The sequence below is a fragment of the Candidatus Electronema sp. JC genome (genome assembly GCF_048287365.2).
Taxonomy (GTDB): domain Bacteria; phylum Desulfobacterota; class Desulfobulbia; order Desulfobulbales; family Desulfobulbaceae; genus Electronema.
The window spans coordinates 66,077-84,083 of sequence record NZ_JBLWEM020000070.1; the positions used below are offsets into that span (position 1 = coordinate 66,077).

Below are 18,007 nucleotides of genomic sequence, written 5' to 3' on the forward strand. Positions count from 1 at the left end.
TGCGCTGTCAGCCGTTTATTGACCGCAGCGGTCGGTCCAGTTGATCCTGCCGCTTTTGCCTGTATTGATCGGCAGGTTTTCCTGTTCCACCTCAATGATCTCGCCGGTGCTGGTTTGGATGAAGGCTTTGGCCGCCTGATCGCCGGTGCCGACATGCATGCTGGGGCTGGTGGACAAGCCGCGGCCAAGACTCAGCTTGTCCATGACAAACTCGCCATCCTCCGCGCCTTGATAAATTGCGCCATCGTCGCTGTCGAAGGTGCCGAAGACGGTCTCTGTCCACGCCGTGCCGGTCTGGTAATGCACGCCATAGAGGGTGCTTTCGCCTTCCGCCTTGCATTTGTCGTTGAAAGGCTGATAGGTGGTGTAGGTCAGCAGGCCGCCCAGCAGCGCCGCCGCGCCGAGGTTTCGCTCCCGCAGGTCGTGGAAGTCCCGGTACCAGCCGTCCAGACCGGTGGAGTACTCCTTGCCGTCCTTAGTCATGAAGCCTTTGTTTGCCTCTTCGCCCGCGATGTATTTGACCAGCAGGTCAAATGTCGGCTTCACGCTGCTGCTGTCATCACGCGTGTCAATGATCTCTTTAGCGACTTTGTCCCAGATGTTGCTGGGGAAGCAGTAGTCAGCATCCGAACTGGCGACTTCCGAGCAGGAATACTTTGACCGGTCCAGCACATTGGTCTTGCAGTCATAGCATTTAAGAGGGGCGACGCGAGCGCCGCTCTCATCCACATAAGGCGATTTATTGATGTCGCTGACAATAATTTTGTCAGTCTGCATCAAGCCCCGCTTGCCGGGAGCAATTGCCGCTGCCGGATCGGCCGGCAGATCGCCGTTGTCTTGGGTGTTGATGTCCCATTCAATTGCCGCCCACGTCATGATCGGATCGTTATGGTACGCGTATGTCTCAGGCAGGGCAAGCGGCGTGCTCCAGCCGTTAAAGGACAGCGTGTTAGCATCCTTGAGCGGCTCTTTGAGGCCGAAATAGCCGATCTTGCTCCGGTCGCCGTCACTGTCGCAATCTGTCGAGGAGCCGGGCAGGCACCAGCCGTCGTCGGTCTTGTCCCTGTCGCCGTAGAAACGCCCAGTTCCGGCGTAAATCCAATAGTTGCTGCCGTCGTAGCCGATGGAAGGCGCGCCGACCACCGGCATCTTGACATCCGCAAGCAGCCGGATCGGATTGCCGTCCGTCCACATGCCGGGCCAGCCTGACGGTTTCGATGCCTGCTCCACATTGCCGACATCGAGTTTGCCGTTGTTGTTCTCATCCTCGCCGATGTCCAACCTGCCGTTGCCGTTGGCATCTTCGGTGCCGCCGAGCATTTTGGTCACCAAACGGAAAATCCTGCCGCCTTTGTCCCAGTAAAACTGCTCCTCCAGGCCGTCCTGATAACCGGACGGATACTGGGTGAAGTCAGCGCCGTCCACGGTGCCGAAATAGACCGCGTCGGCGCGGTAGCGGGCGCCCAGTTTGCCTGGAGCAGTGAGATTGACGTTGTAGTCAACGGAAATGATGTCAGAAATGAAACTGGAGACTGTTCCGGGCAGGGTGAAAATGCCGCCCTCTCCATTGCCGTTGCTGCCAGGAGCTTCCTTGGGAATGCGGAACGCCACCTGGGATCCCACCGCAGAAATTGCGCCGGCGTTCCAGTTGGTCGCCGGGCCGGGCAGCCAGCCAAGCGGCAGCACCGCCAGCTTGCCGGGGGTCGCGGCGATGTTGACACCGTCCAGCTTGGACATGTCGGTCGGCCCGCTGCCCAAGACAAGATACCAGTCGGTCTTGATGTTGTCCGCATCTTTGGAATTCGGGTAGCCGTCGCGCATGACCACCATCGCCGGTGAGGACGTGGTGTAGCCCATGTCCGCATAGACAGTTTTGCCGTTCTCGTCCAGCAGCTGCGTCATCTCGCCGAGCAGCACCGGCTCTTTTTCCGGGTTGGTGATGTCGAGAATGAAGAAGGATGAGGTGAAGACCCGTTTGTCATCGGGGTCGCCGTTCAGCTCGCTGGCCTTGATCGGCGCGCCGCCGAAACGGAGAGCGCCGACCAGAATGGTGCCCCAGCCGCCGGGGTGATCTTCATCCGCTTTGAATATCTGCACGTCAAAAATGCGCGGTTTCTGATCCACATAGTATTTGTGGGCATAGTATTTGTCAGCCAAGCATTTCAGATGCGGCTGAAGGTTGTAAGGAATGTATGCCCACTTCTCCGCGCCCAAATCAGGCCCGCTGGAGCATTCGCCGTTGACAGGCGGCACTTTGCAGCTGCCGTCGGTGTTGATGTCCTCGGTGCAGCAGAACTGGCTGCCGTTGTTCTCAAAATGGAAGCCGCCGTTCACCGCGTGCAGCATTCCGTCATTGCCGCCGAAATAAACCATGTTCCGCCGGCCGCTCCATTTTTCGACAAAATCTTTGTAGGTCGGATCGCGGTAGATGTAATGATAATACTCCGCCGGTTTGGCCACCACAATAGGCGTGGAATGGATGATGTCGCCCAGCCTCCACTCTTTGACCACAGTGGAGCCGCTGACATCCTTGAAGGTGAACTGGCGTGAACGCAAGGAGGTGTCCAGCCTGCCGTTGCCGTTGCCCTTGCCGTCGGCTGTTTCGTCTGTTGTTTCATCGTTGAGCGAGTCCAGACCTTGGAGCCACTGCACCAGCGCGTCGAGCGCTTCCTGCTCCCGCCGCTTCTTGTAGTCCACTTCAGTCTCGCCCGATCGGCGAGGCGTGTAGCCGGCGAAGGTCTCCCAGTCCTCAGGGGTGATGAAATCCTTTCCTACGGAACCGCGCGGCAGGTCAGCGTCATTCGTTTTGCTGTTCAGCGCGTCGAGCTGATCCCTCAGATCCGTCAGGGTGAAAAACTCGCCGGAATCAACAATGCCGTTGTTATTGACATCATTCCATGTGTAGATTTTGCGCTCGTTCATGACATCAGCCGCTGCCAGCCGTTTGTTGGCTGACCACAAATACTTGATGTCAGTGATTTCCACGCAGCTGTGCTGAGGAGTCAGCGTTGTGTTTTCCGGGGCGCATTTCGGATCAAGGTTTCCTTCCGCCGGCTCCGGCTCATCCGGACACTGGCCTGCGCTGTTCAGATCGGCATAGCAGCCGCGTGTCCTGTTGGCCTTGTTGCTGAAGTAGAAGATAACCCGTTTGTCCGCCGTGTCGCCGCCGTCCAGATCAATCCGGCCGTTGCCGTTGCTGTCCTCATACATCTTGCCTTCGGAGCTGACGAAGAGCGAATGCACGTCGCCGATCCAAGTGACCTTGTTTTTAGGGGTCGCGTCGTCCTCATGCTTGGGCCAGAACACGGCCTGATAGACCGCGCCGGAGCCGCTGCGCGAGCTGGAGATGACCGAGGCCGCTGAGCCTGCGGAGGAGCGGCTGAGAATGTCGTCCAGCACCGCATAGAGGTTGTCCTCCAGCTGCTGGGGGTTTTCACCCGGATAGTAGTCGGTGGTGCCGCCGCTTGCCGCCGCCTGCGTCATCAGCGTGACCGGATTGCATTCGCCCGTGCCGCTGTTGGTCAGCGTGCCGGTGGTGACAACATGGGTGTAAATGTTCTGCTTGGGCATGGACCGTCCGTCCGAGTCAAGGAGATGCCGTTTTTGGTAAAGCGGCCCGGCGTTCTGGCCCCACCACGTCATGTCGTCGAGATAGGTGCTGCGGAAGAGCTTGTCGCCGCAGGGCGTGCTGGTTCCGGGCGTGAAGTCCGGCTCGGCGGTGCCGTCGCCGTCCAAATCATCGCCTTCCAGCGCGGACGGAAAACGTTTCGTCTTATCCTCAGCCGACGGATTGGAGGCGAAGCCAACCACATCCGCTTGCACGTCCGCTGTGGACTCGCCTTCGGTGATCAGAAGGATATGGTTGTCCTGACACCAGTACTGCACCGGGTCTTTTCTTTCCGCGTCAGTGCATCTGTTCGAGCTGTTGTAGCTTTCGCAGATCGGGAAGTCGGCGCACTTGCCGTTCTCGTCAAAATTGAAGCAGAAGCTGTCGTTCTGGGTGAAATAGCCCAAGGCGTTGTAAAGCGTCTCGGCGAGCGGGGTCCATGACGTGCCCCGGACGCTGTTGATGGCGTCAGCCAGATCGTGCATGTGCCGCCGCTTGCCGCCGGGGTAGTCGCCGTCATCAGCTTTCACTGTGTCGCCGACTTCCATCTCCACCAGCAGCTCGCCGCCGTCACGGTTGTTCTGCGGGCAGAAGCGCTGGATGCCGTCCGTGAGATAGCTCGCTTGGCATTCAGTGGCCGCGCCCACGTAGCGCAGGGCCATCACGCCGAGGCGCAAATCGCTGGCCACCCTGTGGACAACGCCTTCAGGCCGCGCGCCGCGCTGAATGTAGCCCTTCATGGTGGCTAACGGCTGGGTGCCGCCCATCATGGCGATGATGTGCGAATCCGCCACCACGCCGGGAATGTTCCAAACTTTGGTGGTGTCGCCCGCCTGATCGGAGGGGTCAATCACTTCCGGCACAGCGGTGTCGCGGCAGTAGTCCTCGCTGGCTTCGATGATGCACTTTTTGGTGTAATCTCTGTCTTGCGGAGTGCTGGGATCTTCCTCCCATTCGCCGGCGCTGCTGCTGCCGCCGCCCATCTGAGGCGGAGTTCCTGCGGCGCAGCCGCCGGAGCCGTCGCTCCATTCATAGACCGGCTTCCAGTCATTCGTAGTGCATGAAGTCGCTTGCTCAGCAACCACGTTGCAGCTGTAATTATATTCGGCGCCGTTCACTATCTCGTTTTTGAACCAGTTGCCGCTGCTGCCGTAGTAGCAGAAAGTGCTCTTGCCTGTAATGTTGCAGCCATCAGGATTAGGCACGGCTGGTTTCGGCACGCACGTCTTCCAAGCGCCCTCTGGCGATTTCCAGCAGCGTCCTATGTAGCCTGCCCTGTCGCCGTGCGGCAGATTGGAATCATAGATGCCGTAACAGATATAGGCGCCGTAGGCAGGCTCCAATGTGGAAGGATGGTAGGCCGTGGGCTGAGAGGAAGTTCCCGTGTACAGGTCGCCGCATTCTTTTTGGACCGTGTTGATGTTGCGCTGATCGCCGTTCCAAAATTTGGAGCAAAATTGAAGGCTGTGGTTCAACATAGGCCGCTGGTGGGTGATTGCGGCATCATTCTCCGGAAAAGTCTCCAAACAGGCGGTGATAGCTTGGCTCCAGTTCGCGCCTTTGGGATCTTTGGTCATCATGGTGTCCATCATCTCCTGGCATTCCGCCGAGGACTGATAGCCGGTCGCGTTGACAGCCAGCACCTCCAGCCGTGATGTGTCGTCGCTGGTGTCAACTTTGTCGCGGATGAACTGATCGTCAAACTCGCTCTTGGAGCCGCGCACGCCCAAAACTAAATATCCGGCTGCGCCGTCCAGCTTGACCTGCTTGATCAGGCGCGAGCCGGAGCAGCCCCGGTGCTCTGCAATCAGAACGCCCTCGTGGTAGCTGTGCTTGCCTCCGGTGAGAATCTTCTTCTGCACGTCAAATTTGGAGGCCATCGCCCAGTTGAGCAGGTTGCCGCGCGCTGCGAAGGCGTTGACTTTTTTTGGAGTCGTCGTGTTGTCAACGGTGATGCAGAGGTTGTCCGCCCGCGTGTATTTAGTGCCGGTCGCGCCGGAGCAATGGCTGGCCGCCGCGCTGGCCGTGATCTCCTGAAATTCGCCCTGCCGCAGGCTTTTCCAGTTCACGCCCTTGGTCGCGTCGGGAATTTTGCCCGTGCCGGCAGTGAGCGCCTGATAATAAATGCCCTTGTAGCTGACGATGTCATCGACAGCATAGGTCAGATCGTCTCGCCATGTGTGCTCCACCGCCACCCAAGTGATGCCGGTGTCCTCAAGGAGGCTCAAGCCGTTGGCGGTGTTGCTGTCGCTGCTGGTTCCTCCTGCTGCGGTGTAATACAGCTGCGGGCCGGACCACGTGAACGAATTGGCCGGATACGCCCGGTTGTTGATCCAGTATTGCAAAGATGGAAGAATGTTTTTTACTGTCAGATGCCGCCACTGCACTCCAGTGTCTTTGTCAATGGAAGAGCCGTCTGCAACACCGTCAGTGGCCGCTTCATAAATGTTGCCGCCAGCATAAACCCTAGTGCCTTCAGTGTAGTTTGCGCCGTTCGTCCATTCAAGGTATTCTCCCGGACTCCACTTGTACCATGCGTCATTTTTGAAATATCCGGCATAGGTCGCCGTGCTGTCATAGCCGGTGACTTCGATCGTGTCGTCGTTTGACTTTATCATCTCATAATCGCCGTCCACGCAGCGCTGATAGAGCGCGTTCAAGCCGCTGCTGATTTCAACCGGCTGTCCGTTCGCATCAAGAAGCTCGCCTTCCTGGCTGTAGGCCGCATCCAGCATCGAGCCGGAGTTGTCCAATACCATGAGCAGGTTGGGCTTGGCCCCGGAGGACAGAAAAGGAGGAATGCCCACTCCTTCGCCGCACACGTCAGCCGCCAATGCGGCAGCAGGCGGCTGAGCCGCCCCGGCCAGGCAGGCAAGAGCCGCACAGATAATCTTTTTTTTCATAACCGCATCTCCCTTCTGTTGAATCCTTGAACTGCGCGCTCAATCTCAATAATTGCAGTTGCCGCTCGAACCAAGCACATGGCCATATTGGACGCAAATGGTTGACTCGCTGCCGTCCCGTCCCCGCTGCTGCACGTTGATGGTGTAGGTCAGCGTGGCGCCGCCGCCGCCCATGCCCTTGCCCAAGCCCTCATAGCCTGCCGCCAGCTGAAGGGCCGCGCCTTTGGTCAGATCCGTGTTGCCGCCGATGTTGATGTTGGCATGGCTGCGTTTGTTAGTCTCGTCCCGGTCGAATTCGCCGGCGCTGTTCACCACGGCGGGAAAGACCATGTTGCGCTCGGTGTCCGTCGGCATGGCCAGCCCGGCTGGAGCGTAATTCCGCCAGAAACCTAAAGAGTTGCCTTCAATGGCCACGTTGTGTTCGGAACGCTCCAGATCAGGATAGCCGCCCATGATCATCATTCCGCCGCCTTCAGTGTCAGCAGCGTTCTGCTTGAAGCCAAGGCAGGCGATGCCCTGCTCCAAGGCTTCCGAAGCCAGCTCTGTGGCCGCGTCAGCAGCATAGAATGTTTCCTTGTGCACACGGTCGTTCATGGCGATCCGCCATTCGATGTCGGTGTTGCGGTTCACCGCGATGCCGAGCATGGTCAGCACCAAGAGGATGAGCAAAGAGGCGACCATCACAAAGCCTTCTTCGCCGCTCCGGCGCTTGCTTTTTATTTTCATAGCCGCCTCTCCTCAATCTTCTCTGGAATTCTGTTTGATGTAATCATAAACTGCGACCTCCTTCTCGCCAATCAGCCGCTCAACTGTGATGATCACACGGATGTGCTTCGGCTTCTGCTCCTCTTTCACGCTGTTCGCCTTGGGAATCGTGTTCATGGAGCAGCCGACAGCGACGTTCCAGTACATTCTGTAGACAGGATGATCTGTGCCGCTGATGACGGGATCGGCAGCAGGGTTGTCATCTGTATCTTTTGTTCTATTGTTCAGCCCGGCACAGCCGTCATTGTTTGTGTCATCCAGTTCATCGTAATCCCGCCCCAGCAGCCTCTCAATGCCGTCCGCCGACCTTGTCGCGCCGGTGGTGATGGTGTTGGCGGCAAGGTTTTTTTTGATCACCGCCGTCTGCATTCCGAAAAGGCCGAGAATGCCGATGGTGAATATCGCCATCGCCATCAGCGTCTCTATCAGGGTGAAACCGCCCTGGCTGTTGCTTTTTTGTGTTTTCATGGCTACAGTCCAACGTTGCGGAGTTCAATGGAGGTGACGAGCAGCCGCCGATGAAAATTGTCATTGGCCGGATTGGGGCTGAAACGGCCAGACCACGTGCTGTCGCCGCTGGCAGGAGAATAAGTGATGTTGTCTGTGTACTTGCGGTCAGGATAGGCGGCGCGGGCCAGAATGGACAGCCCCACCACGCGGATGCCGCCGACGTTGCCGGATGAATCAGTCAAACCGTCGCCTGCAAGGTACTGAAATTCAATGCCGTCAATGCCTTCGGCAATTGTCCGCGTCAAGGGGGTGAGGCTGCCGCTTTGGTGCAGCTCGCGGCGAAGCTCGCCTGCGTCGGTCAGGGAATAAGTGACCCGGTTTGTCACCCATGTTGCGCCTGACCGCTCGCAGTACTGAAAAGAAAAACGGTCTGAAGCAACAGTCAGCAGTTCCTGACTGATCGAACAGGTGTTGTCAAGGGCATAGCCGGCCATTCTGATGTCCCGGCTCATGAAGTCCACCGCTGACCGCAGCCTTTGCTGCATTTCAGTCACCTGCTCCTGAGTGGTGTAGGATCGCTGCTGGATAGTGTACACTCCGTACACTCCTGCGATCACTAAGCTGGAGATGACCATGGAGACCATGATCTCTATCAGCGTGAAGCCGAATTTTGTCATTGTTTTTTTCATATTTTCCTTTTCCTGTCTCCACGCGAAGCGGCTTTTAATGATTTTTGTCCCAAGCGCCGCCGTTGAATCTTCGTATTTTGATCATTCCGTAATCCGTTGTGGTCACAGCATAACAAACTTTTCCGCTGCTGGTGCGCAAATATATGCTGCGGGAGTCGCAAGTGCCGACGTTGGAAAAAGTGACACGTGGCGACTTCGGCAAACCAGACAGAGGTATTTCGTCGCCATTCCAATTTTTCTTTGTGCCGCCGCAGCCGTAGCGAACTTCTCCCTGATCTGACACAGCCCGTCTTGGCTCGTCCGCATTCCAGTCTTTGCTGTCGTCGTTGTCAAAGTAATAATAATCTGCGTCTGCTTCCGCCTGAAATCTGACCCGCACGCTTCTGTTTTCCTTCACCGCCAAGAGCCGCGCCTGCTGCAAATCGGCGTAAAGCGTTCTCGCTGCCGCTTTCAGACGCTTCTCAGGCAGGCTGCGCAGCAAATTCGGCACGGCGATGGCGGATAAAACTCCAATCAGGGCGACAACCACCATCAGCTCTGCCAGCGAGAAGCCTCCCGTTCTGTCCTGCCTCTGCTGGACAGGATCATTTCCATTTCGAGCCGTCAAATCTTTTCACCTTAACTGCGCCAAACATGCCAACACCGACAGCGTAACATACGTTGCTTCCTGATCTGCCAAAATAGATCATGCCTTCAAGAATATTGTTGTTGTCTATCCCGCTGATGACTGCATTGCCGATGGAGGTGAAGACAACGCCGTGCTCAACAGGAGGAGAGCCATCCTCAACAAACTTTATGCTTGAATCCTCCGCCGCATTGTCATTCCAATCCTTATTCACACTGCCGCAGCCGTAGCTGACATTGTAATCACGAAGATCACGTCGGAATTCACCACTTTTCCACCCGGCATCTCCATCTGTCTCAAAATAATAATAACCGCCGTCATCTGCGCTGAACTGCACTGACTGGGAACGGTTTTCTTTCACGGCGGTCAGCCGTGCCCGTTGCAAGTCGGAGTACAATGCTATTGCCGCATTTTTTTGCTTCTTCTCCGGCAAACCGCCCAGCAGGCTCGGCAGGGCGATGGCAGATAAAATCCCGATCAGGGCGATGACCACCATCAGCTCGGCAAAAGAGAAGCCCGCTTCATCCTTTGCGCAGTGTCGTATTCGTCTGGTCATGGTCTCGTGTCGGTTCAGGCTTGCGGTTGAAATGCCCCAGCCTTGTCTATGCAAATTCTGTTCCAGCAAAGAAAAATTTCGGTCCGAAAAAGCCGTAATATTTTGTGATCGCAACATAAAAAATATTCCTCAGCCTCGATTTTCCGCACTGCCGCCGCCCGCTGAAGATAAAAAAACTTTCCATTCTGGCAGCGGCTTGTAAAAATATTTTACACCTCATCCGCCGAACCGTCATCTGATTCTGACAGTTTCAATTTACTGAGCAGCGAGGGGTAGCTGATCTCCAGCAGCTCGGCGGCCCGGCTTTTGTTGCCGCCGACAGCCTCCATCGCCCGCCCGATCAGCCATTGCTCGACAATCTGCCGCCCTTTTTTGATTGAGGAAACGCCGCGCAGCAGCTCCAGCGGATGCCTGCCGCCGCCTTCCGCCAGCATTTCCGGCAGGTTGTCCGGCTGAATCAGTCTGTCATCAGCCAGCAGAACGGCCCGCTCCAGCACGTTCTCCAACTCGCGGACATTGCCCGGCCACGAGTGCGCGAGCAGCCGCTGCAAGGCCGCTAGTGCAATGCCCTCAATTTCAGACCGGTTCATGCTGACAGCGAATTTTTCAACAAAATAATCGGACAGCAGCGGGATGTCGGCGATGCGCTCCCGCAGCGGCGGCAGGTGAATGTTGACCACGTTGAGGCGGTAGAACAAATCCTCGCGAAAGCGGCCCGCCCGCACTTCCTCAGCCAGATTGCGGGCCGTGGCCGCGATGAGCCGCACATCCACCTTGCGGCTGGCCGACGCGCCGACGCGCCGGATTTCCTGCTCCTGCACTGCCCGCAGCAGCTTGACCTGCATGGACAGCGGCAGCTCGCCGATTTCATCCAAGAAGAGCGTGCCGCCGTCCGCCTCCTCGAACAGGCCCTTGCGGTCGCGGTCCGCGCCGGTGAAAGCTCCGCGCACATGGCCGAACAACTCGCTTTCCAAGAGATTTTCCGGGATGCCGCCGCAGTTCACCGCCAGAAAGGGCTTGGCCGCCCTGCCGCTTTGCTCGTGAATGCCGCGAGCGGCCAGCTCCTTGCCTGTGCCGGATTCGCCGGTGATCAGGACGGTGGTGCTGTGTTTAGCGACTTTGGCCGCGAGCCGGAAGACCGCCTGCATCGCCTTGCCGCCGCCGATCATCCCGCCCAGCCCGGCGGCCTGCTCCAGCACGGCCAGTCGCTTTTTCAGGAGGATGTTCTCCCGCCGCAGCCGCTCGCGCTCCTCGGCCTTTTTCAGCACCAGCACGATTTCATCATTTTTGAAAGGCTTGGAAATGAAATCGTAGGCACCCTGCTTCATCGCCTCAATGGCGGTGTCCACAGTGCCGAAAGCGGACATCATAATAATGACAGCGGAATGGCGGACTTCGGCGGCGGCTTGAAGAAAGGCGATGCCGTCCATTTCCGGCATTCGGATGTCGCAGAGAACGAAATCAAACCTGCCGCCGCGCAGCATATCCAGCCCGGCCCGGCCATGCGCGGCGGTCTCCGCAGCATAGCCCTCAGCCCGCAGCAGAGCGGCGAGCATGTGCCGCATGTTTTCTTCGTCATCAATCACCAGCACGCGTTTCAGCTCTTCAGCCATTGCCGCCTCCTTGAACTAAGGGCAGGCAGACCGAAACCGTGCTCCCCTGCCCTGCCCTGCTTTCCATCTTTATCGAGCCGCCCGCCGCCTCGACAATGGAGCGCGAGACCGACAGCCCCAAGCCTGTACCACGCCCCGGCTCTTTGGTGGTGAAAAAAGGATCGAAGACCGCGCCGAGCTGCTCCGCCGCAATGCCGATGCCGTTGTCCTCAATGCGGAGGCGGAGCAGGCCCGGCTCCGGCAGATCGGTGGTCAGCGTGATTGCGCCGTCCGTCCGCCCTGCGCTGCCGATGGCATCTGCGCTGTTGAGCAGGCAGTTGAGCAGCACCTGGCGAAGCTGGTCAGGATCAGCATGAACCCTGTCTTGCGCCGCCTCAGTCTGCACAGTCAGCTTAATCTGCTGGAACGCCTTCTGCACCCGCACCATTTCCGCCGCAACCTCCATCAGCTCGTGCAGCGAAACATCCTCCGGCCTGCCCTTGGAGCTTCTGGCGCAGTCTAATAGCTGACGGACAAGCCGCGTCACCCGCTCCAATTCCTGCGCCGCCCGGCGGATGAAATCCTGATTCTCCCCGCTCTGGCCGCTGCGGGCCAGCAGGCCGAGATAGCCTTGGATCACCGCCAAGGGATTGCCGATCTCATGCGCCAGCCCGGCGGCCAGCCTGCCCGCCGTGGCTAATTTCTCCGCCCGAATCATTTCCTCCTGCCGCTCATGCAGCTGGCGGTTGGCAGCCTCCAGTTCGACCACCGTCGTCCGCAGGATCTGCCGGTCCTGCTCAATCCGCGCCAACATGCTGTTGAGGCTGCTCGCCAGCCGGTTGAACTCGCTGCCGGAATCCTCAGCCGCGAACCAGACCGCCTCGCTGCCGCTGTGCCGCTTGGCCAGCTCCACCAGTCGTTCCGCTGGACGGACAACCAAGCTGTTCAGGCGGAAGAAAAATATCGCGGCCAGAGCCAGCAAATTGACAACTATATATATAAGGACAATTCGCTCCGCCTGCCAGAGGGTATGGAACACGGATTCCAGCGGACGGACAACTGCGGCCGCGCCGATGATCCGCCCGTCCTGCTGCAGCGGCAGCGCGCTGGCGATAAGCGGCGGCCTGCCGCGCAGCAGCTCCGCCGCCAAGGCTGTTGAACGGCTTGCGGCTTGGCCGGTGCGCATGGCCTCGGCTGCGGCTGCCGCCAGCAGCGGCGGCAGACCGGCCCTCTCCTCATCCCGCAGCAGCACGGCGATTTCTCCAGTCTGTGCGCCGGGATAGAATTCTGCAAAAAAAAATGCCTGCGGCCTTGCTTTTTCCGCCGCCATGCGGTATGCAATATGAATCAGTGCGGCTTGATCCAGCGCGGCCTCCCGCTGGAGGGCATCGCGCTGCCAGAGCACGAGCAGCACGAAGTTGATCAGCAGCATGGCGGCCAGCAGCAACGCGGCGACAGTCAGCGTCAGTCTGGTTTTCATCGCAGTTCCAAGATAGCACAGCGGCGGCGAATGCGACAAGGAAAAGCACCGATGCCCTGCCGAGTGACAAAAATTGTCACTCGGTGACAAAAAACGTCACCGCTGAGGGTTGAACAACACAGCAGGCGGCAGACGCAGGATCGCATTAGGACGGTCAACTGCCTGCGCTGCCAAGAAAAACACGCTTGCAGGAACCGAGCGGAAAAACTGGCACGGCTTTTGCTTGGTACAGATCAAATGAGAAAGGCCGGATGACGGCAGCCACGCCCCCGGCAACCAACACACCTGAATGGAGGAACACCATGAAGATCAATAAACTGAGAATGCTGGCCAGCGACAAAGGCTTCACCCTGATCGAGCTGATGATCGTTATCGCCATCATCGGTATTTTGGCAGCAGTTGCAATTCCGAACTTCATCGCCTATCGTGACAAGGCGTTCTGCAGCGGTGCGGAAGCGGATGCAAATGCAGTTGCTGCAAGTCTGGCTGACTACTTTGCGATTCCAACCCATACCACCTTGGGGACTTTGACACCCAGCAACCTTAGTGCCTCTGTAACCTCTGTCAACGGTGTACCTGTATCTAAACTTACAGGGAAGAATACAGGAACATTAAGTGGTGGTGTGTCTGCAATTGTCATCCAAGTTACCGATGGAAGCGGGCGCTGTCCACAGGACTATCGTAAGGCTAACCCCGCAGAGTGGACTACCACTGCTGGACCAGGTACGTACACTAAAACAATGGAGTAAAAATAGCAACGGACATGCCTAAAAAGGGGAAAGCAGTCTTGCTTTCCCCCTCTTTTTTTGTGCGAGGAGCCTTTCTTTGCAACGACAACGATATGTACAAAGATAAAGACTACCTGTATCAGGCAGGAGACAACTATTTTCCTTTTATATTTTTTTTGCTCGCGGTGATTATTTATGTTTCATATTCCAATACATTTAAAGTGGAATGGCAATTAGACGACATTCCAAATATTGTTACTAACAGGAAACTTCAAGTTACCGAATTAACTCTTCAACAACTCAACAGAACGTTGCATGCGCATCCAGTGCCAGGCAATGAAAATAAATTGTATCGCCCTCTTCCCTGCCTGACCTTTGGTCTCAATTGGTATATTGGTCAGGACAATGTGTTCGGCTATCATGTAGTCAATCTTGCTGTTCATATTTGTACTGCTTGGTTTCTTTTTTTGACTATATATCAGCTACTGCATATCTATTATAATACTCAAGTAGAATACCCTCCTCATTTTTTTACGACGGCTGCGCTTCTGAGCACTCTTTTTTGGGCACTTGCTCCTATTCAGACGCAAGCAGTCACTTATATTGTTCAGCGCATGGCTGCTATGGCAACCATGTTCAGCATCATTGGCATCTATGCTTATTTACGGGGCAAGACTGCTGCTCAAGGAAAAAAATATTTCTGGTTTTCTCTCTGTCTGGTGTCTTTCCTTGCTGCGATGGGCAGTAAGGAAAATTCAGCACTGATGCCAGCTTCTATTTTTCTTATTGAAGCTTCTTTTTTTCGTCATCAAATTTCAAAGAAAAACATAGTTCTTTTTTTTATAGTCACAGCTATAGTTATTGTAGGATTTGGCTTCTTTTTCATTCGTCACGGATTGGACGTTTTTTCATTTCATGCCTCAAAGTTGTTCAATTTTTTGGAAGGTTACAATGAACGATTCTTTACACTCAATGAACGCCTGCTAACAGAGCCACGGATCATTGTAATGTATCTTTCTCAAATTTTATTTCCTAATGTTCAACGTCTTTCGATAGATCACGATATTGTTTTATCCACTTCGTTATTTTATCCTTGGACAACTTTGCCTGCTATTTTATCTATTTCCCTGATGGTATTCAGTTCATTATTTTTTTTTAAAAAATATCCTCTATTTTGCTTTCCTGTTCTTTTCTTTTTCCTCAATCACATAGTTGAATCAACTGTTGTACCGTTAGAACTTGTATTTGAACACAGAAATTATCTGCCTTCGCTTTTTTTATTTCTTCCATTTGGTATTCTTGTCGCACATATTATATACAGCTATCCGCTGCAATCAATATTTCGTCGGGTAACAGCCATATCCTGCACTATCCTTTTTGTTGTTATCTTCGGTCATGCCACATACACACGAAATCAGGCATGGAGAACAGTGGAGAGTTTATGGAGTGATGCTTTGCGTAAAGATCCAAACAGTTCCAGAGCAGCTCATTATTTAGGAAGATCATCTATACAATCTGGAAATTACACACAGGCATCGTATTTCTTTAAGCTTGCCTTGAAAAATGCAAAAAAACCAGATAGTCCAAAGACAAGCAAAACATTGGCCTTGAATGGATCTGGAATAGCTGCATCTTTATTGGGTAAAAATAGACAAGCCATACAGTATTATAATGAATGTCTTGCAATAGAGGCAAAAGATGAATCATGTCTTCATAACAGGGCATTAATTTATTTACAGATTAATCAACCAAAAAAATCATTAAATGATGCAATCAAGTTAATTCAATATTATCCGTCCTCTTTTGACTATAAATATTTAGCTGCTTCATCAGCTTATTTGGCAGATGATTATGAAGCAGCTATGACGTGGATGCAAGAAATCGCCTCTCAATCACTCGGCAATTATAAGTATGCCTATTTAATAGGTCTTGTTCTTTTAAAAAATCAAGCATATCAAAATAGCCTGTTTTTTTTAAAGAGAGATCAAGCTCTGTCGCCAAATACACTGAATTATTTATTAGTACTTGCTGGGGCATATTATGGTAATAATCAATTCCCTCTTGGGAGGAAAATTCTGCAAGGAGCAATTGATAAATATCCTCTGTCAGAAATAACAAAAGAATTTAAGAAAATATCTAAAAATATAGACAACAACACAGCTAAGGAATTGAAAAACGCAATTTTCGATTTATCAAAAAAATATTCTTTTGATGTAGAAAAATGAGCAATATTGTTAAAACTGAGCGACGTGATTTTTTATGTACTTTTCTGCTTGTTTCTGTTTTTATATTTCAAATATATTCTAATACATTAAGTTCTTCTTGGCATCTTGATGATAATGATAATATATTACAGAATACATATATTCAGATAAACAGTCTCGACCTCTCATCTTTTGCAAATACTTTGATTTCTGGCGCAGACTGGTCAGCTCCTAAATTCTATAGACCTGTATCCTGTGTCACCTTTGCTTTGAACTGGTATTTTGGTCAGGATGATCCAACTGGTTACCATATAGTAAACATATCAATTCATATCATCATTGCTTTTTTTCTTTATCTTGTTATTCTTCAATTTATGCAGATAGTAGATGCGACACAAGAAAAAAGTCCAAAACATCATTTCGTTGCCTTGCTGGGAGCCACATTATGGGCTGTTGCTCCCATTCAAACCCAAGCAGTCACTTATATTGTCCAGCGCATGACATCCTTGGCAGCGATGTTTACGATTTTTGCCATCTACAGCTATCTGAAGGCACGGACAGAAGAAAAATACATCCGCTGGGGAGTGTTCTGCGTTCTGTTTTTTATTGCCGGAATTGGCAGCAAAGAAAATGCAATTATGCTGCCAGCTTCTCTCCTGCTGTTGGAATTTTCTTTTTTCAGACATCATGTTTCAAAACAGAAAATAGGCTGGATAGTTGTCGCCAGTTCCGCCGCTTTGCTTGCAGGTCTCTTGGCAGCACATTTTCTGCTCGGAAAAAATTTGCTGAATATCTTCGAACTATCCCGCCTGATCGACAGTTATGAAGATCGTTCATTCACTTTGAATGAACGAATTTTAACTGAACCAAGAATTATATTGATGTATCTTTCACAGATATTTTTCCCTCTCGTCTCCCGTCTTTCCTTAGTTCATGATATTCAGCTTTCGACATCTATTTTTGCACCTTGGAACACTTTACCAGCAATCGCAATTATTTTAGCGTTGATTGTCCTGTCGTTTATTTTTCTCAAAAAATATCCTATTTTTTCTTTTCCAATCCTTTTCTTTTTCCTTAATCATGTTGTAGAATCAACAATATTGCCTTTAGAGATAGTTTTCGAGCATAGAAATTATCTTCCTTCGTTTTTTCTCTTCGTTCCTGTTAGTTTTTTAATTGCACAAGCAATATATACACCAAACAGACTTTCCTTTGTTGGACGTTTTGCCATCATAGCAGGAACCGTATGCTTTTTGGTTATTTCTGGTCATGCAACCTATACCAGAAATCTTGCTTGGGCAAATGAAGGGACACTCTGGACAGATGGCATCCAGAAAGCTCCGTCAAGCCCACGAGCTGCCGGTTTTCTGGGGAGATGGCACCAAAAAAACGGCAAAATTAAAGAAGCCTATTTTTATTTTCAAAAATCTTTACAAAATTCGCATCTGGCGCCAACACCGGAACAATCTCAATTAGCAGCTCTTCAGGCTCTTGGGGAGATACATTACACATTAGATCAATATGAACAGTCTCTTCTTTATTTTGATCAATGTCTTGCATTGAAAAAAGATAATATGTACTGTTTGACCAATAGGGCGCAGTCATATATACAGCTTAATTTGCTGCAAAAAGCTTTGAATGATGCGGAAGCTCTTGTGGCGAAATATCCGTCCTATTTATTTGGAAAATATCTTGCCGCCTCAGTAAGTTATCAGTTAGGAGAATTAACAAAATCTCAGCAATATATGCAGGAAATTATAATAAAATCTTTAGATAAACCGAAAGGCTTATATCTAATGGGGCTTATTCTGCTTAAATACAAAAGTTACCAAAATGCTCTTTTCTTTCTCCAAAAAGCTGTCAACCTTTGGCCAAGCAATGTAGAATATTGGATTACACTTAGTGCTGTATATTATTTTGACAACGACTATAAGAGAGCAGAAAAGATTCTTGCCGATATTTTTGATAAACATCCAATATCAACAATCAAAGATTCGATCAACGAGATAGAGAAGCATGATTTTCATCCATTGGTAATTAACTATATCGTTAATATTATTAATTCGCATATAAATATTGTCTTTTCTTCTCTTGAATAAGAATGAGAAGTTTAACTTGAAATGCTAAATGATAAAGGCACATTTGTTCGCCATATTGAGAAGGAAATGGATGCGCTGTTCACTTTTCTGACAAAAGAGGGCGTTGAGGCGACCAGCAACGTTGCAGAACGGATGACACGCTTCGGCGTGCTGTGGCGCAAACGCTCGCAGGACACTGACAGCGATAAGAGAAAACGATGGATTAAACGCATCTTTTTCCTTCGGCAGACATGCCTGTGCTTCGGGAAAACTCCACTTTCGAGGTGCTCACTTAAGCCGTGCGCTGCTATTTCAGAGGACAAACGCCGG

The 18,007-nt window shown here is 52.6% G+C and carries 11 protein-coding genes; 3 read left to right on the forward strand and 8 right to left on the reverse strand.

Going from position 1 to position 18,007, the window contains the following annotated elements; genetic code table 11:
* Positions 1 to 15: 15 nt before the first annotated feature.
* The 8 genes from ACNKH3_RS12290 to ACNKH3_RS12325 all read right to left on the reverse strand — a co-directional run bounded on the left by ACNKH3_RS12290 (position 16) and on the right by ACNKH3_RS12325 (position 12,667).
* Positions 16 to 6,510 (reverse strand): hypothetical protein, encoded by a 6,495-nt coding sequence (locus ACNKH3_RS12290; protein ID WP_420209435.1) that lies wholly within the window; start codon positions 6,508 to 6,510, stop codon positions 16 to 18.
* A 45-nt stretch (positions 6,511 to 6,555) separates the two neighbouring features.
* Positions 6,556 to 7,236, reverse strand: coding sequence for a PilX N-terminal domain-containing pilus assembly protein (locus tag ACNKH3_RS12295; RefSeq protein WP_417916048.1), 681 nt, complete (start codon positions 7,234 to 7,236; stop codon positions 6,556 to 6,558).
* A gap of 12 nt (positions 7,237 to 7,248) precedes the next feature.
* The gene (locus tag ACNKH3_RS12300; protein ID WP_417916049.1) at positions 7,249 to 7,743 is read right to left on the reverse strand and encodes a type IV pilus modification PilV family protein; all 495 of its coding nucleotides are present in this window, start codon (positions 7,741 to 7,743) and stop codon (positions 7,249 to 7,251) included.
* A gap of 2 nt (positions 7,744 to 7,745) precedes the next feature.
* Entirely contained in the window at positions 7,746 to 8,414 is a 669-nt protein-coding gene (locus ACNKH3_RS12305; protein ID WP_417916050.1) for a prepilin-type N-terminal cleavage/methylation domain-containing protein, read from the reverse strand.
* A gap of 34 nt (positions 8,415 to 8,448) precedes the next feature.
* Positions 8,449 to 9,021 (reverse strand): GspH/FimT family pseudopilin, encoded by a 573-nt coding sequence (locus tag ACNKH3_RS12310; RefSeq protein ID WP_417916051.1) that lies wholly within the window; start codon positions 9,019 to 9,021, stop codon positions 8,449 to 8,451.
* Positions 8,999 to 9,712, reverse strand: a complete 714-nt coding sequence (locus ACNKH3_RS12315) for a pilus assembly FimT family protein (RefSeq protein ID WP_417916052.1) — start codon at positions 9,710 to 9,712, stop codon at positions 8,999 to 9,001. The genes ACNKH3_RS12310 and ACNKH3_RS12315 overlap by 23 nt, the downstream gene beginning before the upstream one ends.
* A gap of 92 nt (positions 9,713 to 9,804) precedes the next feature.
* Positions 9,805 to 11,208, reverse strand: coding sequence for a sigma-54-dependent transcriptional regulator (locus ACNKH3_RS12320; RefSeq protein ID WP_417916053.1), 1,404 nt, complete (start codon positions 11,206 to 11,208; stop codon positions 9,805 to 9,807).
* Positions 11,201 to 12,667, reverse strand: a complete 1,467-nt coding sequence (locus ACNKH3_RS12325; protein ID WP_420209436.1) for a sensor histidine kinase — start codon at positions 12,665 to 12,667, stop codon at positions 11,201 to 11,203. Before ACNKH3_RS12325 ends, ACNKH3_RS12320 begins: the two co-directional genes overlap by 8 nt.
* A 323-nt stretch (positions 12,668 to 12,990) precedes the next feature.
* Here ACNKH3_RS12325 and ACNKH3_RS12330 point away from each other — a divergent pair, with 323 nt between their 5' ends.
* The 3 genes from ACNKH3_RS12330 to ACNKH3_RS12340 are packed head-to-tail and all read left to right on the forward strand — an operon-like array spanning position 12,991 to position 17,698.
* On the forward strand, positions 12,991 to 13,416 hold the full coding sequence (locus tag ACNKH3_RS12330; protein WP_420209496.1) for a type IV pilin protein: 426 nt from the start codon (positions 12,991 to 12,993) through the stop codon (positions 13,414 to 13,416).
* Positions 13,417 to 13,430: 14 nt separating this feature from the next.
* On the forward strand, positions 13,431 to 15,620 hold the full coding sequence (locus tag ACNKH3_RS12335; RefSeq protein ID WP_420209437.1) for a tetratricopeptide repeat protein: 2,190 nt from the start codon (positions 13,431 to 13,433) through the stop codon (positions 15,618 to 15,620).
* Positions 15,617 to 17,698, forward strand: a complete 2,082-nt coding sequence (locus ACNKH3_RS12340) for a tetratricopeptide repeat protein (protein ID WP_420209438.1) — start codon at positions 15,617 to 15,619, stop codon at positions 17,696 to 17,698. The genes ACNKH3_RS12335 and ACNKH3_RS12340 overlap by 4 nt, the downstream gene beginning before the upstream one ends.
* Positions 17,699 to 18,007: the final 309 nt, after the last annotated feature.

Bases quoted from the DNA above. Each gene is read 5' to 3' on its own strand.
- ACNKH3_RS12290 (WP_420209435.1), bottom strand. From the start codon at position 6,510: ATGAAAAAAAAGATTATCTGTGCGGCTCTTGCCTGCCTGGCCGGGGCG.
- ACNKH3_RS12295 (WP_417916048.1), bottom strand. From the start codon at position 7,236: ATGAAAATAAAAAGCAAGCGCCGGAGCGGCGAAGAAGGCTTTGTGATG.
- ACNKH3_RS12300 (WP_417916049.1), bottom strand. From the start codon at position 7,743: ATGAAAACACAAAAAAGCAACAGCCAGGGCGGTTTCACCCTGATAGAG.
- ACNKH3_RS12305 (WP_417916050.1), bottom strand. From the start codon at position 8,414: ATGAAAAAAACAATGACAAAATTCGGCTTCACGCTGATAGAGATCATG.
- ACNKH3_RS12315 (WP_417916052.1), bottom strand. From the start codon at position 9,712: ATGTTGCGATCACAAAATATTACGGCTTTTTCGGACCGAAATTTTTCT.
- ACNKH3_RS12320 (WP_417916053.1), bottom strand. From the start codon at position 11,208: ATGGCTGAAGAGCTGAAACGCGTGCTGGTGATTGATGACGAAGAAAAC.
- ACNKH3_RS12325 (WP_420209436.1), bottom strand. From the start codon at position 12,667: ATGAAAACCAGACTGACGCTGACTGTCGCCGCGTTGCTGCTGGCCGCC.
- ACNKH3_RS12330 (WP_420209496.1), top strand. From the start codon at position 12,991: ATGCTGGCCAGCGACAAAGGCTTCACCCTGATCGAGCTGATGATCGTT.
- ACNKH3_RS12335 (WP_420209437.1), top strand. From the start codon at position 13,431: ATGCCTAAAAAGGGGAAAGCAGTCTTGCTTTCCCCCTCTTTTTTTGTG.
- ACNKH3_RS12340 (WP_420209438.1), top strand. From the start codon at position 15,617: ATGAGCAATATTGTTAAAACTGAGCGACGTGATTTTTTATGTACTTTT.